Below are 14,107 nucleotides of genomic sequence, written 5' to 3'. Positions count from 1 at the left end.
TGGTGCTCAGCCGGGACGACATCGGCCCTGTACTGCTGCAGAGAGGTACGTCGCCGCAAGCGGCCGCGAGAGGAACGCCCGCTCCGTAGGGAGCTGCGTGCTACTTCGCGGCGGCGGTGCTTGTGGCGGCGGCCTGGTGGTGGATGACCTCCGACGCAGGCGGTTCGCTGACGTCGACGAAGTCGGTGGGGTCCTCCGAGTGTAGCGCGTCGCCGTCGCCTCGCTCGCGTCCGGGCATGTACGGCGAGGGCTCGACACCGAGGTGTCGGCGCTGCACGACCAGGATCGCGATGCCGACGACGACGCCGAGGATGGCCGCCCACACGTTGGTGCGCAGGCCGAGGTAGATCTCGCTCGGGTCGATCCGAATCGACTCCCACACGATGCGTCCGAGGCTGTACCAGATCAGGTACAGCGCGAACAGGCGGCCCCACTGCAGGCGCAGGCGGTTGCCGATCCAGAGCAGGAAGATGACGCCCAGGACGTTCCAGATCACCTCGTAGAGGAAGGTCGGGTGGAAGAGCGTGCCCTCGGGCAGGCCCTCCGGGATTGCCGTGTTCTCCGGGTCGATCTCGAGGCCCCAGGGAAGGTCGGTCGGCCAGCCGAACAGCTCCTGGTTGAACCAGTTGCCGAAGCGGCCGATCGCCTGGGCGAGCAGCAGACCCGGGGCGAGCGCGTCGGCGAACGTCCAGAACCTCACGCCGGTCCAGCGGCATCCAAGCCAGGCGCCCACGGCGCCGCCGATGAGCGCGCCGAAGATCGCGATGCCGCCCTCCCAGATGCGGAAGACCGCCCAGATGTCCGTGCCCTCGCCGAAGTAGAAGCCGGGGTGCGTGAGGACGTGGAAGATGCGAGCGCCGATGATCGCGAGCGGCACGGCGAGCAGCGCGATGTCGATGACGACCCACGGCTCGGCACCGCGCTTCGTGAGCCGGTGGTTCGTCATCAGCGTCGCGACGACGATGCCGGCGATGATGCACAGCGCGTAGAAGTGGATGCGCAGCGGGCCGAGGTCGATGTAGCTGATCGGCGGGCTGGGAATGCTCGTCACGACGGACGCGAGCGCGGAAGACAGCATGATGCCGAGTCTAGTTCGACGGACGCGGGGTACCGGACGCCAGCTCGCGCGTGACGGCCGCGAGCTGCTCGACGCCGCCGTCGCGCAGCGCGCGGACGAGGGCGGTGCCGACGATCGCGCCGTCCGCGTACGTCAGGACGTCCGAGATCTGCTGGGCCGTCGAGATGCCGATGCCGACGCACGCGCGCCCGGCACCGTGGGCGCGCAGACGCTCGACGAGCGTGCGGGCCGCCGCGTCGAGCTGCGCGCGCTCGCCCGTGATGCCCATGGTCGACACCGTGTAGACGAAGCCCGTTGTGTTGCGGACGACGAGGTCGAGCCGCTCGTCGGTCGAGCTCGGGGCGGCGAGGAACACGCGATCGAGACCCGTGCGCTCGCTGGCGGCGATCCACTCGGGTGCCGCCTCCGGGGTGATGTCCGGCGTGATGACGCCTGCGGCCCCCGCAGCCACCAGGTCGTCCGCGTAGCGGTCGACGCCGTACTGCACGACGAGGTTCCAATACGTCATGACGAGGACCGGCACATCCGTGCGCGCGGTGATCTCGCGCAGGGCCGTGAACAGGTCACGCGTGCGGAAGCCCGCCGCGAGAGCCGCCTGCGTGGCCTCCTGGATGAGGGGGCCGTCCATCACGGGGTCGCTGTAGGGCGGGCCGAGCTCGATGATGTCGACGCCGTTCTCGGCGAGGGCGACGGCCGCGTCGATGCTCGTCTGCAGGTCGGGGTAGCCGACGGGCAGGTAGCCGACGAACGCGCCGCGTCCCTCCGCGTGCGCCTTCGCGATCGCGTCCTCCACCACACTCACTTCGACTCGCTCCGCTCGCTCAGCACATCGCATGCCTGCGCCCCCTGGGTCCCGTGTTCCTGCGCGGCCTGCGCGTCGTCGTACAGCTCGAAGTAGCGCGCGGCGGTGTCCATGTCCTTGTCGCCCCGGCCCGAGAGGCAGATGGCGATGATCGCGTTCGGGCCCAGCTCGCGGCCGATCCGGAGGGCGCCCGCGAGCGCGTGCGCCGATTCGATCGCGGGGATGATCCCCTCGGTGCGGCTGAGCAGGCGCAGCGCCTGCATCGCCTCGTCGTCCGTCGCGGGGATGTACTCGGCGCGCCCGATGTCGGCGAGCCACGAGTGCTCGGGGCCGACGCCCGGATAGTCGAGGCCGGCCGAGATCGAGTGCGACTCGATCGTCTGGCCGTCCTCGTCCTGCAGCACGTACGTCCGCGATCCGTGAAGCACGCCGGGGCGACCGCGCTCGATCGACGCCGCGTGACGCGGGGTGTCGACGCCGTCGCCGGCGGCCTCGACGCCGTAGAGCTTCACTCCCTCGTCGTCGAGGAACGCGTCGAACATGCCGATCGCATTCGAGCCGCCGCCCACGCAGGCGAAGACCGCATCCGGGAGGCGCCCGGCGCGCTCGATGAGCTGGGCGCGCGCCTCCTCGCCGATGATCTTCTGGAAGTCGCGCACCATCGCGGGGAACGGGTGCGGGCCCGCCGCGGTGCCGAAGATGTAATTGGTGGTCTCGACGCTCGCGACCCAGTCTCGGTATGCCTCGTTGATCGCGTCCTTGAGGGTGCGCGATCCGGTCGTCACCGGGATGACCTCGGCGCCGAGCAGGCGCATCCGAGCGACGTTCAGCGCCTGGCGCTCGGTGTCGACCTCGCCCATGTAGATGGTGCACTCGAGGCCGAACAGCGCGGCGGCGGTGGCCGTGGCGACGCCGTGCTGACCGGCACCGGTCTCGGCGATCACGCGGGTCTTGCCGAGGCGCTTGGTGAGCAGCGCCTGGCCGAGCACGTTGTTGATCTTGTGCGAGCCCGTGTGGTTGAGGTCCTCGCGCTTCAGGAACACGCGCGCTCCCCCGGCGTGCTCGGCGAAGCGCGGCACCTCGGTCAGAGCCGACGGGCGGCCGGCGTAGTCGGCGAGCAGCTCGGCGAGTTCGTCGCGGAAGGCGGGATCGGCGATCGCCTCGGCGTGGGCGAGCGCGAGCTCGTCGATGGCCGCGACGAGCGACTCGGGCATGAACCGCCCGCCGAAGTCGCCGAAGAACGGGCCGTGCTGGTCGCGCAGGCTTGTGGTGTCGCTCACGATCCGGCCTCCAGGAATACGTTGAGAGTGGCCACGGGGTCGCCCGTCACGAGCGCCTCGCCGATGAGCACCGCGTCGGCGCCCGCCGCGCGGTAGTGGGAGACGTCGGCGGGCGTCAGCACCGCCGACTCGGCGACCTTGATCGCGCCCGCCGGGATCTTCTCCACGAGCCGGCCGAACAGATCGCGGTCGAGCTCGAACGTCGACAGGTCGCGCGCGTTCACCCCGATGAGGGCGGCGCCGAGGTCCGCGGCGCGGGCGACCTCGTCGGCGCTGTGCGCCTCGACGAGGGGGGTCATCCCGAGCTCCCGGACGAGGCCGTAGAGCTCGGCGAGCACCGGCTGATCCAGCGCCGCGACGATCAGCAGGACGAGATCGGCACCCGCTGCCCGTGCCTCGAGCACCTGGTACGGCGTGGCGATGAAGTCCTTGCGCAGCACCGGCACCGAGACCGCCTGCCGCACCGCGGTGAGGTCGGCGAGGCTTCCCTTGAACCGGCGCTGCTCGGTGAGCACGCTGATCGCCGAGGCGCCGCCCTGCTCGTAGAGCCCTGCCTGGTGGGCGGGATCCGGGATGGCGGCGAGGTCGCCGCGCGACGGGCTGGCGCGCTTCACCTCCGCGATGATGCGGACGCGTGCGGCGGGTGCGAGCGCGGCGAGGGCGTCGCGCGCGGGCGGCTGAGCGAGAGCCGCGCTCTCGACCTCCGCCAGCGGGCGGGTGAGCCTGCGGTTCTCCGCGTCCTCCACCGCGCCGGCCGTGAGGTCGGCGAGCAGCATCAGTGGGCCTTCGACGTGTACTTCGGTCCGTTGGCGCCGTAGCCGGCCTTGGTCATGATCCAGCCCACGAGAGCGCCGACCACGAGCAGACCGACGGCCACCCAGAAGAGCACCCAGACGTCGATGAACAGGGCCACCGTGCCGAGCGAGATCGCCACCAGCATGATGATGACGGCCGTCCAGGCGGCGGGCGAGTGTCCGTGACCGGGGTCGTCGGTGTGGTTGCTCATCGCGTATGTGCTCCTTCGATGCGTGGGACCTCCGAAAGTCTATCGGGCGCGCGGGGTGCCATCCGATGCGGGCGGACGGCCGACGCCCAGGATGTCGTCCCTCGGCCGCTGTCAGCGGGTCGGGTCGTCGCCGCGGGACAGATCGTCCCAGGAGTCGACGGCATCCAGGGTCGTGTCCTCCGTGCGGGCGACCGGCTCGGCCGTCGCGGCATAGCGGCGCCCGCCGCGGGTCCACTGGTGCGCGGTCGCCAGCACCGCCAGTCCCGCGAGTCCGAGCACCACAGCGGCGACGATCGTGACGAGGGGCCACGGCGTCGCCGCGACGTCGTGCACAACGCCCGCCACCGCCTCCGTTCCCGCCAGGCCGGTGCGCTCGGTCACGGCGGGGGCGACGGCCGACAGCGGCGGCGCGCCCAGCATCGGCGCCGACAGCGCGATCACGGCGCCCGCGACGACGACGGCCAGGGCACCGAGGACGTAGCGGAGCACGCGCCCGACAAGGGTCAGCACGAGCCCGAGTGCGAGTGCGGTGAGCATCAGCGGCTGCAGCACGGGCACCGCGATCGCCCCGGAGACCGGCAGATCGCCGTCAGCGAGCGTCGCGACGGCCCAGGTCTGGGTCGAGCCGATCAGCCCGATCGCGCCCGCCGCCAGGATGGCGACGACCGTGAGCGGACGGGCGCGTGTGCGCAGGCTCACGTCGCGGGGGTCCCGTCGAGGTCGGCTGCCACCGCGCCGAGGTCGCGGCCGTCGAAGCAGGTGCGGGTGCCCGTGTGGCAGGCCGGCCCGGTCTGCTCGACCTTCAGCAGCACCACATCGCCGTCGCAGTCGAGGTTCGCGGAGACGACCCGCTGGATGTTGCCCGAGGTGTCGCCCTTGCGCCAGTACTCCTGACGCGAGCGGGACCAGTACGTGACACGGCCTGTCGTGAGCGTGCGGCGCAGCGCCTCGGCGTCGAGCCAAGCGAGCATCAGCACCTCGCCGCTGTCCCACTGCTGCACGATCGCCGGCACGAGGCCGTCGGCGTTGAACGCGACGCGAGCGATCCGCTCCTCGAGGTCATGCTCGGCGCTCTTCGCTTCTGCTCGCTCAGCAACCGGATCAGTCATCGCGCGTCGATCCCCTCCGCGCGCAGCGCGCGCTTCACATCGTCGATCGTCAGCTGGCCCGAGTGGAACACGCTGGCGGCGAGCACCGCATCGGCGCCCGCGGTCACCGCCGGCGGGAAGTGCTCGGGGGCACCCGCTCCTCCGGACGCGATCACGGGAACGCTCGAGAGCTCGCGCATCAGGCGGATCAGCTCGAGGTCGAAACCCTGCTTCGTGCCGTCGGCGTCGATCGAGTTGACCAGCAGCTCACCCGCGCCGCGGTCGATCGCCTCGCGGGCCCACGCGAGGGCATCCAGGTCGGTCTCGGTGCGGCCGCCGTGGGTCGTCACGACGAATCCCGAGGGCGTCCGAGACGACCGCTTCACGTCGAGCGACAGCACGAGCGCCTGCGCGCCGAAGCGGTCGGCGATCTCGCTGAGCAGGTCGGGGCGCGCGATGGCGGCGGAGTTCACTCCCACCTTGTCGGCCCCGACGCCCTGCAGGCGCGCCACGTCGTCGGTCGTGCGGACGCCACCGCCGACCGTCAACGGGATGAACACCTCCTCCGCCGTGCGCCGGACGACGTCGTACATCGTCGCGCGCTCGTCGACCGTGGCGGTCACGTCGAGGAAGGTGAGCTCGTCGGCGCCCTGTTCGAAGTACTCGCGCGCGAGTTCGACGGGATCGCCCATCTCCCGCAGGTTCTCGAAGTTCACGCCCTTGACGACGCGACCGGCGGCGACGTCGAGGCACGGGATGACGCGCGTGACCACGCTCATCGTCAGAGCCTCGCGTTGTCGATCGCGGTGACGAGGATGGCGCGCGCGCCGAGCTCGTACAGATCGTCCATCACCCGGTTGACGCCCTTGCGGGGAACCATCACGCGCACCGCCACCCACTCGGGATCGCGCAGCGGCGAGACCGTGGGCGACTCGATTCCCGAGGCGATCTCGACCGCGCGGTCGACGAGCTTCGCGGGGAGGTCGTAGTCGACCATCACGTACTGGCGGGCGACCATCACGCCGCGCAGCCGGCGCAGCAGCGTGTCGACGCCGGAGCGCTCGTGCGGACCCTGGATCAGCACCGCCTCGGACTCGAGGATGACCGGGCCGAAGATCTCGAGACCCGCCTGGCGCAGGGTCGTGCCCGTCTCGACGACGTCGGCGATGGCGTCGGCGACGCCGAGCTCGATCGCGGACTCCACGGCGCCGTCAAGCGGGACGAGGTCGGCCGCCACGCCGTGGCTGTCGAGGAACGAGTCGACGAGGCCGGGGTACGACGTCGCGATGCGCGCGCCGTCGAGTGCCGCGACATCCGCGAACCGGCCGGGCACCGCCGCGAACCGGAACGTCGACCGTGCGAATCCGAGGGTCTCGATCTCCCGCGCGGGCATGCGGGCGTCGAGCAGGAGGTCGCGGCCGGTGATGCCCACGTCGAGCGCGCCGAGCGCGACGTACGTGGCGATGTCGCGCGGACGGAGGAAGAAGAATTCGACGTCGTTGGCCGAGTCGATGAGGTGGAGCTGCTTCGAGTCGCGACGACCGGCGTAGCCGGCCTCGGCGAGCATCTCGGCGGCGGTCTCGGACAGGGATCCCTTGTTCGGGACGGCGATGCGGAGCATGTCAGCTTTCGGGAAGGGGGTCGACAGGGCTGGAGGCGAGCTCACAGATGTCGGTAGACGTCGGCCGGCGTCAGGCCCTTCGCGATCATCATCACCTGCAGGTGGTAGAGCAGCTGGGAGATCTCCTCGGCGGCCTCGTCGTCCGACTGGTACTCGGCGGCCATCCAGACCTCGGCCGCCTCCTCGACGATCTTCTTGCCGATCGCGTGGACGCCGGCATCCAGCTGCGCGACGGTTCCCGAGCCCTCGGGGCGCGTCTGAGCCTTCTCGCTCAGTTCGGCGAACAGGGCATCGAAAGTCTTCACCCCGTGAGTTTATCCGCTCGCTTCGCTCCCGCGTCGCACGCGGTCGGGCACCGGCTTCGCTCGCACGAGGGTACTGTGTCGGGACGGCAGGGGTCAGTGCGCGTGGGCGTGGGCGGCGAGGGAGCGGAGGCCCGCGATCGCGCCGTCGATGTCGTCGGCCCCGAACACGGCGGATCCGGCGACGAAGGTGTCGGCGCCCGCCTCCGCGGCCTGCGCGATGGTGCCCGCGGCGATGCCGCCGTCGACCTGCAGCCAGACGTCCGCCCCACGGCGGCGGGTCTCGTCGGCGAGACGGCGCAGCTTCGGCATCGTCTCCGGCATGAAGCCCTGCCCGCCGAAGCCGGGCTCCACCGTCATCACCAGGATCTGGTCGAACTCGTGGAGGTGCTCGAGGAGGCCGTCCACCTCGGTGCCCGGCTTGACCGCCACGCCCGCGCGGGCGCCGATCTCGCGCAGCCGCCGGGCCAGCGCGACCGGTTCGGCGGCGGCCTCGAGATGGAAGGTGACCGACGCGGCCCCGAGCTCGGCGTAGCCGGGAGCCCAGCGGTCCGGATCGTCGATCATCAGATGCACGTCGAGCGGCACGGGGCTCGTCGCCTGGATCCGCTCGACCATCTGCGGCCCGAACGTGAGGTTCGGCACGAAGTGGTTGTCCATCACGTCCACGTGCACAAAATCGGCCGACGCGATCCGCGCGAGCTCGGACTGCATGTTCACAAAATCGGCCGCGAGGATGCTCGGGTTGATGCGGGGGGCGTCAGGTAGCGACATCGATCGGGTCCTCCGGATCGGATCAGCGGGTCTTGCGGAGCAGGGCGAGGAACATCGCGTCGGTGCCGTGGCGGTGCGGCCACAGTTGCGCGCTCCCCGCACCCGACGCCGGCGTGGGCAGGTCGATGGCGCCGCGCGACACGCGCCGCAGCACGGCGCGGGCGTCGAGCTCCTCGACCGCGTCCCCCAGCTCCTCGCGCACCTGCGCGACGATCGCGGACGTCTCGGCGAGATGCGGTGAGCACGTCACGTACGCGACGGTGCCGCCCGGCTTCAGCGCGGCGAACGCGGCGCGCAGCAGCCCCGCCTGCACCACGGCCAGATCCGCGACGTCGCTCGGCTGCTTGCGCCAGCGCGCCTCCGGCCGCCGGCGCAGGGCGCCGAGACCGGTGCAGGGGGCGTCGACGAGGACGCGGTCGTACGTCCCCGCGCGCTCGGCAGCGAGCTCGCGCCCGTCGGCCTCCGAGACGTCGACCTGCAGGGGGATCGGGGCGATCGCCTTGCGCACGAGACCGGCGCGGGCGGGAACGAGCTCGTTCGCATCCAGGTGCGCGCCGTGAGCCAGTGCCTCGGCCGCGAGGAGCGCCGTCTTGCCACCCGGGCCCGCGCAGAGATCGAGCCACCGCTCCCCCGGCTCGACCGGGGCGAGCCGGGTCAGGGCCAGGGCGACGAGCTGCGACCCCTCGTCCTGCACGCGCACGGTGCCGCCCGAGGCGCGGACGAGCGGCTCGGGGTCGCCGGCGCGGAGACGGAAGCCGACCGGCGAGTAGGGCGTGCGGGTTCCGTCGGTCTCGGCGAGGCCGGGCAGCGCGGCCATCGTCACGCGCGGCGAGACGTTGTGAGCGTCGAGCAGGTCGTCGAGCTCGTCCGCACGCCCCTCGGCGGCAAGCGCGCGACGCAGGGCGCGGACGATCCAGACTGGGTGCGACGACTCGAGCCCGATGCGCTCGTCATCCGATCGCGCTGTGTCCGCGATGCGCGTGAGCCAGTCGCCCGGGTTCTCCCGCGCCACGCGCCGGAGGACGGCGTTGGCGAAGCCCGCGGCGCCGGCCCCAGCCTTCTCACGTGCGAGTTCGACGGACTCGTTCACCGCGGCGTGGGAGGCAACGCGGGTCGCCAGCAGCTGATGGACGCCCAGACGCAGCGCGTCGAGCACGGGCGCATCGACCGTTGCCGGGTCGCGGTCGGCCGCGAGAGCGATCACGGCGTCGTACGTGCCGAGGCGCCGAAGCGTGCCGTAGGTCAGCTCGGTGGCGAGGGCGGCGTCTCCGCCCGAGAGCCCCGCCCGCTCCAGCTCGCGCGGAAGCAGCAGGTTCGCGTAGGCGTCCGAATCCTGCACGGCGCGCAGCACGGCGAACGCCACGCGGCGCGCGGGCTGCACCTGGTGCCAGGCCTTGGCGCTCGGCCGCTGTGCGCGGCGATTCCGCGGCGCCGGGGACGACGTGCGGTGCCCGTCGCCCCGGCGGGCGCCGCCTTCGCGATGCTCGACCATCAGGCCTCGCCTCCCAGCACGACGGTGCCGCGCGTGCCGCGGGCCCAGTCGCTCGCGCCCATCGCCGCCTTGCCGGCCGGCTGCACCCGCTCGACCAGGATCGGATCGGTGCCCGTCCCGACGAGGATGCCGCCCGCGACCGGGGCGACCTCGCCGGGCGCCAGGTGGCCGGCGCCGTCGGCGCGGCGGGCGGCGAGGATCTTGAACCGGGCGCCGTCGAGCGTCGTGTGGGCCCCCGGCTCGGGGGTCACCCCGCGGAACCGGTCGAGGACGCGCTCCGCCGGCTCGCTCCACGCGAGCAGTCCGTCGTCGATCGTCAGCTTCGCCGCGTGCGTCGGCTCGCCGACCTGGGGGGTCGCGACCGCCGTGCCCGCGGCGATGCCGGCGACGACCTCGGTCAGCAGCCCGGCGCCGCTCTCGGCGAGGGCATCCAGCACGTCGCCCGCCGTCGCGTCCTCCGGGACGTCGTAACGCAGTTCGCCGAACACGTCGCCGGCGTCGAGCTCGGGCACGAGCCGGAACACCGCGGCACCCGTCACGCGGTCGCCCGCGATCAGGGCGCGCTGCACCGGCGCCGCCCCGCGCCAGCGCGGCAGCAGCGAGAAGTGAAGGTTGATCCAGCCATGCGGCGGCTGCGACAGCAGCGGCTCCCTGACGAGGCCGCCGTAGGCGACGACGACCGCGAGCTCGGGCTGCAGCTGCGTGATCCGCTCGGTGGCCTCGGCATCCAGCCGCGCGGCCTTGATGACCGGAAGACCGAGCTCCGCGGCCGCGGCGGCCACCGGCGAGGGCGTCATCACGCGCTTGCGTCCCAGCGGTGCGTCGGGGCGGGTGACCACGGCGGCGATGTCGTGGCCGGCGGCGTGCAGCGCGCGCAGCGACGGGACCGCCACCGACGGCGTCCCGGCGAACACGATCCTCATGCGTTCAGCGGTCACTGCTCCCCCGTCTCGCGGCGCACCGGCCTGCGTCTCACCCGCTCCGCGGGGCTCATCCGGTGCCATTCACAACTCCGGCTCGACGATGTCGAGCCTGGCCGTGAGTATATTCCGCGGCGCCCGCGACTTCGCCGAGCCCCGGCGCGACGAGCGCGCGTTCACTGCCTCGGTCACGACCGACGCGCGCAGGCTCGCGGCGACGGCGGCTCCCCGGGAGTAGTCGAAGCGGATGAGCGCCCGCGCGCCCGGCCACCCCTGGCGATCGAGCGGCACGGGCCCGAGGACCGCGTCGGCCGGCAGCTCGGGGACGTCGGCGCGGAGGGTCGCGAGCGCGCGATCGACCGCCGCGACGTCGCCCTCGATGCGTGCGACGCGGGCCGTGGGCGGCATCCGCAGCGGCGCGCGGTCGGCGAGCTCGGCGCGGGCGTAGGCGGCCTGCGTCCAGGTCGCGAGCGCCCGCCCGACCGCGCCGCCCACACCGACGAGGTGGACGGGAGCCCCCGGGGCCGCCAGTGCCGCCGCGTTCGACCACCACCGGAGGCACGCCTCGCCGATCCTCAGCTCCGGCGCCTGCAGCATCCTGTCGCCGTCGAGCAGCAGCACCGCCCGGTACCCGCCCTGGGCGATGGGTTCGGCGCCGCGCGTCGCGACCACAAGGGCGGGACGGTCGTCGACCTCGAGCACCGGATGGGCGTTATCCGCGACGATGACGCGCGCGCCGGGGAACGCGCGCCCCAGCTCATCCGCCGTCCGCTCGCTGCCGGATGAGGCGAGGCGCACGCGGGGCGAGGAGCACGCCGCGCACGTCCATGCGGTGGCCGAGCGGCCGCACCAGCCGCACACCGGGGTCGCGCCCCGGCCGGGAGCATGCAGAGGGCCGCCGCAGTGCCGGCAGCGCGCGGGAGCACGGCAGTCGGCGCACACCAGGGTCGGGGCGTACCCGGGCCGCGCGACCTGCACGAGCACCGGGCCGTGCTCGAGGCCCTCACGCGCCGCGCGGAACGCCGCCGACGGGATGCGGGCTCCGGGACGCTCGCTCTCGTTCAGCGCGCTCAGGATGACGTTCGGCGCGTAGCGCCGGGCGGCCGGCACGTCGCGCACCCAGCCGAGCGCCACCAGCCGCTCCACGTCGGCCGTGCGCGTGTGCCCGGCCAGCAGCAGGGCCGGGGTCTCCCCCGAGTCTGGGTCGGCGAGCTCCTGGCGCACAAGAGCGGCGTCGCGGGCGTGCACGTAGGGCGCGAGCTGCTCCTCGTACAGGGGATCGCCGTCGTCCCACAGCGCGATGAGTCCGAGCCGCGCGACGGGCGAGTACACGGCCGAGCGGTTGCCGATGACCACGCAGGGCGCATCGGCGAGCGTCCGGAGGAACCCCCGATAGCGCTCGGGCCCGGTCTGCTGGGCGTCGTGACGCACCACCGCGTCGGCGGGCAGCGTCTCGAGCAGCGCGCCGTGCAGCGCGTCGAGGTCGCGGTGGTCGGGCACCACGAGCACCACCGAGCGCCCGGCGGCGAGCACCACCGTCGCCGCGGCCGAGATCAGCGCGGTCCACGCCGGACGGGCACCCTCGAGCCGGGGCGGCGCGTCCACGGCGAGGCGGCCGGACTCCTCGAGCCCCTCCGCGAGCCCGGGGTACGCCGCCAGCAGCGCGTGGGCGGCCTCCACCCGACCCTGAGGCACCACCGGAGCCGGCGGCGGGTCGCCCGCGAGCCACTGCTTCTCGACCCGTACCTGGCGCTTCGGGATCGCGAGCCGCAGGATGTCGACCGCCGACCCCGCCGCACGGTCGGCGACGCGCCGGGCGAGCGCGTAGAGCCGCGGCGGCAGCACCTCGGCCGCCGACACGACGGAGTCGAGCTCGGACAGCGGCCTGTCGCCGTCTGCCTCGTCGCCGATCTCGACCACGTACCCGTCGACGACGCGGCCGGCGGTGCGCAGCGGCGCCTTGATCCGGACGCCCGGAACGCACTCGCCGGCCAGCTCATCCGGGATCGCGTAGTCGAACAGCCGGTCGAGCTGGGGCAGCGGCGAGTCGATCAGCACGCGCGCGACGCGGCGCGACACGACGGCTCCCCTTGTCCGCTCGGGTCAGAGGCCGGCGGCGCGACGCAGGTCGTCGACGCGCGTCGTCTGCTCCCACGTGAAATCGGGCAGCTCCCGGCCGAAGTGACCGTACGCGGCGGTCTGCGCGTAGATCGGGCGCTTCAGGTCGAGCTGCTCGATGATCGCGGCGGGCCGCAGGTCGAACACCGACCGGATCGCGTCGACGATCACGTCGTCGGACACGGCGCCCGTGCCGAACGACTCGACGTACAGGCCGACCGGGTTCGCCTTGCCGATCGCATACGCGACCTGCACCTCCAGGCGCTCGGCGAGGCCCGCGGCGACGGCGTTCTTGGCGACCCAGCGCATCGCGTAGGCGGCCGAGCGGTCGACCTTCGACGGGTCCTTGCCGCTGAACGCGCCGCCGCCGTGGCGCGCCGCGCCGCCGTAGGTGTCGATGATGATCTTGCGGCCGGTGAGCCCCGCGTCGCCCTTGGGGCCGCCGGTGACGAACGGGCCCGCGGGGTTGATGTAGAGCTTCACGCCCTCGAAGTCGAGGCCCGTCTGCTCGAGCACGGGGCGGATCACGCGCTCCTCGACCTCGGCGCGGATCTCGTCCTGTGTCATCTTCGGGTGGTGCTGCGTGGACACCACGACGGCGTCGACCGTCTTCGGCGTGAACCCCTCGTAGCCGAGCGTGACCTGCGTCTTGCCGTCGGGGCGCAGGAAGGGCATCTCGCCGTTGCGGCGCACCTCGGTGAGCCGCTCGGCGAGGCGGTGGGAGGCCCACGCGGCCATCGGCATGAGCTGCGGTGTCTCGTTCGCCGCGAAGCCGAACATGATGCCCTGGTCGCCCGCGCCGAGCTCGTCGTAGTGATCCGACGAGCCCTCGCGCGTCTCGAGCGCCGTGTCGACGCCCGCCGCGATGTCGCTCGACTGCTCACCCACCGACACGCTGACGCCGCAGGAGTCGCCGTCGAAGCCCATGTCGCTCGACGTGTAGCCGATGCGGTTGATCACACCGCGCACGATCGCGGGGATCTCGACGTACGCCTCGGTGCGGATCTCGCCGGCGACGTGCACGAGGCCGGTCGTCACGAGCGTCTCCACCGCGACGCGGCTCTCGGCGTCCTGCGCCAGCAGGCCGTCGAGGATGCTGTCGGAGATCTGGTCGCAGATCTTGTCGGGGTGACCCTCGGTGACGGACTCCGACGTGAAGAGGCGAAGGCTCATGCTGCTCCTAGGCGAGGCGTTTCGGCGGGCGGTGTGCGACCGGTGACAGGGCTCAGACGAGAAGGTGGTCGCCACCCATGATGGGGGCGACCACCGACATCAGGTCAGGCGCGTGTCACTCGGCGTGACGCAGGCGCAGCTTGTCCTGGTGGATCTCGTGGAGCGCGATCGTCAGCGGCTTGTCCTCGACCGACGAGTCGACGAGCGGGCCGACGTTGTCGAACAGGTTCCCCTCGTGGAGATCCGTGTAGTAGTCGTTGATCTGGCGGGCGCGCTTCGCGCCGTAGATCACGAGCTGGTACTTCGAGTCGACCTTGTCGAGCAGCTCGTCGATGGGCGGGTCGATGATGCCCTTGTTCTCCGTGGTCATGCGGAACCTCCTGGCTGGGCGACGGCAGTCGCGTGGAAGACGATCGGCGTCGGCGGATCTGGATGCGGTCCGGAGCGGACCAG

At 72.6% G+C, this 14,107-nt stretch carries 16 protein-coding genes; all 16 read right to left on the bottom strand.

Features of this window, described 5'->3' with window-relative positions; translation table 11 throughout:
* Positions 1 to 100: 100 nt before the first annotated feature.
* On the bottom strand, positions 101 to 1,078 hold the full coding sequence (gene lgt, locus IR155_RS03120) for a prolipoprotein diacylglyceryl transferase (protein ID WP_135113102.1): 978 nt from the start codon (positions 1,076 to 1,078) through the stop codon (positions 101 to 103).
* 10 nt (positions 1,079 to 1,088) lie between these two features.
* A complete protein-coding gene (trpA, locus tag IR155_RS03115) occupies positions 1,089 to 1,880 on the bottom strand; it encodes a tryptophan synthase subunit alpha (RefSeq protein WP_233441081.1) in 792 nt (263 codons plus the stop codon).
* A complete protein-coding gene (gene trpB / locus IR155_RS03110) occupies positions 1,877 to 3,094 on the bottom strand; it encodes a tryptophan synthase subunit beta (protein WP_233441089.1) in 1,218 nt (405 codons plus the stop codon). The genes trpA and trpB overlap by 4 nt, the downstream gene beginning before the upstream one ends.
* Positions 3,095 to 3,156: 62 nt before the next feature.
* Positions 3,157 to 3,933: an indole-3-glycerol phosphate synthase TrpC gene (gene trpC / locus IR155_RS03105; RefSeq protein WP_135113280.1), complete on the bottom strand. Its 777-nt coding sequence runs from the start codon at positions 3,931 to 3,933 to the stop codon at positions 3,157 to 3,159.
* Between the two features lie 2 nt (positions 3,934 to 3,935).
* On the bottom strand, positions 3,936 to 4,166 hold the full coding sequence (locus IR155_RS03100; RefSeq protein ID WP_135113096.1) for an HGxxPAAW family protein: 231 nt from the start codon (positions 4,164 to 4,166) through the stop codon (positions 3,936 to 3,938).
* A gap of 111 nt (positions 4,167 to 4,277) precedes the next feature.
* The gene (locus IR155_RS03095; protein ID WP_233441080.1) at positions 4,278 to 4,865 is read right to left on the bottom strand and encodes a Trp biosynthesis-associated membrane protein; all 588 of its coding nucleotides are present in this window, start codon (positions 4,863 to 4,865) and stop codon (positions 4,278 to 4,280) included.
* On the bottom strand, positions 4,862 to 5,275 hold the full coding sequence (gene hisI, locus IR155_RS03090) for a phosphoribosyl-AMP cyclohydrolase (RefSeq protein ID WP_135113095.1): 414 nt from the start codon (positions 5,273 to 5,275) through the stop codon (positions 4,862 to 4,864). Before hisI ends, IR155_RS03095 begins: the two co-directional genes overlap by 4 nt.
* Positions 5,272 to 6,033 (bottom strand): imidazole glycerol phosphate synthase subunit HisF, encoded by a 762-nt coding sequence (hisF, locus tag IR155_RS03085; RefSeq protein WP_135113093.1) that lies wholly within the window; start codon positions 6,031 to 6,033, stop codon positions 5,272 to 5,274. The genes hisI and hisF overlap by 4 nt, the downstream gene beginning before the upstream one ends.
* 2 nt (positions 6,034 to 6,035) lie before the next feature.
* Positions 6,036 to 6,875 carry an ATP phosphoribosyltransferase gene (gene hisG / locus IR155_RS03080; protein WP_135113091.1) on the bottom strand — a complete coding sequence of 280 codons (840 nt, stop codon included), beginning with the start codon at positions 6,873 to 6,875 and terminating at the stop codon, positions 6,036 to 6,038.
* 41 nt (positions 6,876 to 6,916) lie between these two features.
* The gene (locus IR155_RS03075; RefSeq protein ID WP_135113089.1) at positions 6,917 to 7,180 is read right to left on the bottom strand and encodes a phosphoribosyl-ATP diphosphatase; all 264 of its coding nucleotides are present in this window, start codon (positions 7,178 to 7,180) and stop codon (positions 6,917 to 6,919) included.
* Between the two features lie 93 nt (positions 7,181 to 7,273).
* Complete coding sequence (rpe, locus tag IR155_RS03070) at positions 7,274 to 7,951, bottom strand: ribulose-phosphate 3-epimerase (RefSeq protein ID WP_135113087.1); 678 nt, start codon at positions 7,949 to 7,951, stop codon at positions 7,274 to 7,276.
* Positions 7,952 to 7,973: 22 nt separating this feature from the next.
* Entirely contained in the window at positions 7,974 to 9,443 is a 1,470-nt protein-coding gene (locus IR155_RS03065) for an RsmB/NOP family class I SAM-dependent RNA methyltransferase (protein ID WP_135113085.1), read from the bottom strand.
* Positions 9,443 to 10,366: a methionyl-tRNA formyltransferase gene (fmt, locus tag IR155_RS03060; RefSeq protein WP_135113083.1), complete on the bottom strand. Its 924-nt coding sequence runs from the start codon at positions 10,364 to 10,366 to the stop codon at positions 9,443 to 9,445. Before fmt ends, IR155_RS03065 begins: the two co-directional genes overlap by 1 nt.
* Before the next feature lie 81 nt (positions 10,367 to 10,447).
* Entirely contained in the window at positions 10,448 to 12,442 is a 1,995-nt protein-coding gene (locus IR155_RS03055) for a primosomal protein N' family DNA-binding protein (RefSeq protein ID WP_135113081.1), read from the bottom strand.
* Positions 12,443 to 12,466: 24 nt separating this feature from the next.
* Positions 12,467 to 13,654, bottom strand: coding sequence for a methionine adenosyltransferase (metK, locus tag IR155_RS03050; RefSeq protein ID WP_135113079.1), 1,188 nt, complete (start codon positions 13,652 to 13,654; stop codon positions 12,467 to 12,469).
* Positions 13,655 to 13,769: 115 nt separating this feature from the next.
* On the bottom strand, positions 13,770 to 14,024 hold the full coding sequence (gene rpoZ / locus IR155_RS03045) for a DNA-directed RNA polymerase subunit omega (protein ID WP_055988299.1): 255 nt from the start codon (positions 14,022 to 14,024) through the stop codon (positions 13,770 to 13,772).
* Positions 14,025 to 14,107: the final 83 nt, after the last annotated feature.

It is taken from the genome of Microbacterium paludicola (genome assembly GCF_015235415.1).
In the GTDB taxonomy this organism is placed as follows: Bacteria; Actinomycetota; Actinomycetes; order Actinomycetales; family Microbacteriaceae; genus Microbacterium; species Microbacterium paludicola.
The sequence above is the reverse complement of the archived record's forward strand: the minus strand, read 5'-3'. Positions and strand labels throughout refer to the sequence as shown.

Coding starts and splice junctions, on each gene's coding strand:
- lgt (WP_135113102.1), bottom strand. CDS start 1,078: ATGCTGTCTTCCGCGCTCGCGTCCGTCGTGACGAGCATTCCCAGCCCG.
- trpB (WP_233441089.1), bottom strand. CDS start 3,094: ATGCCCGAGTCGCTCGTCGCGGCCATCGACGAGCTCGCGCTCGCCCAC.
- IR155_RS03100 (WP_135113096.1), bottom strand. CDS start 4,166: ATGAGCAACCACACCGACGACCCCGGTCACGGACACTCGCCCGCCGCC.
- hisI (WP_135113095.1), bottom strand. CDS start 5,275: ATGACTGATCCGGTTGCTGAGCGAGCAGAAGCGAAGAGCGCCGAGCAT.
- hisF (WP_135113093.1), bottom strand. CDS start 6,033: ATGAGCGTGGTCACGCGCGTCATCCCGTGCCTCGACGTCGCCGCCGGT.
- hisG (WP_135113091.1), bottom strand. CDS start 6,875: ATGCTCCGCATCGCCGTCCCGAACAAGGGATCCCTGTCCGAGACCGCC.
- rpe (WP_135113087.1), bottom strand. CDS start 7,951: ATGTCGCTACCTGACGCCCCCCGCATCAACCCGAGCATCCTCGCGGCC.
- IR155_RS03065 (WP_135113085.1), bottom strand. CDS start 9,443: ATGGTCGAGCATCGCGAAGGCGGCGCCCGCCGGGGCGACGGGCACCGC.
- fmt (WP_135113083.1), bottom strand. CDS start 10,366: ATGAGGATCGTGTTCGCCGGGACGCCGTCGGTGGCGGTCCCGTCGCTG.
- metK (WP_135113079.1), bottom strand. CDS start 13,654: ATGAGCCTTCGCCTCTTCACGTCGGAGTCCGTCACCGAGGGTCACCCC.
- rpoZ (WP_055988299.1), bottom strand. CDS start 14,024: ATGACCACGGAGAACAAGGGCATCATCGACCCGCCCATCGACGAGCTG.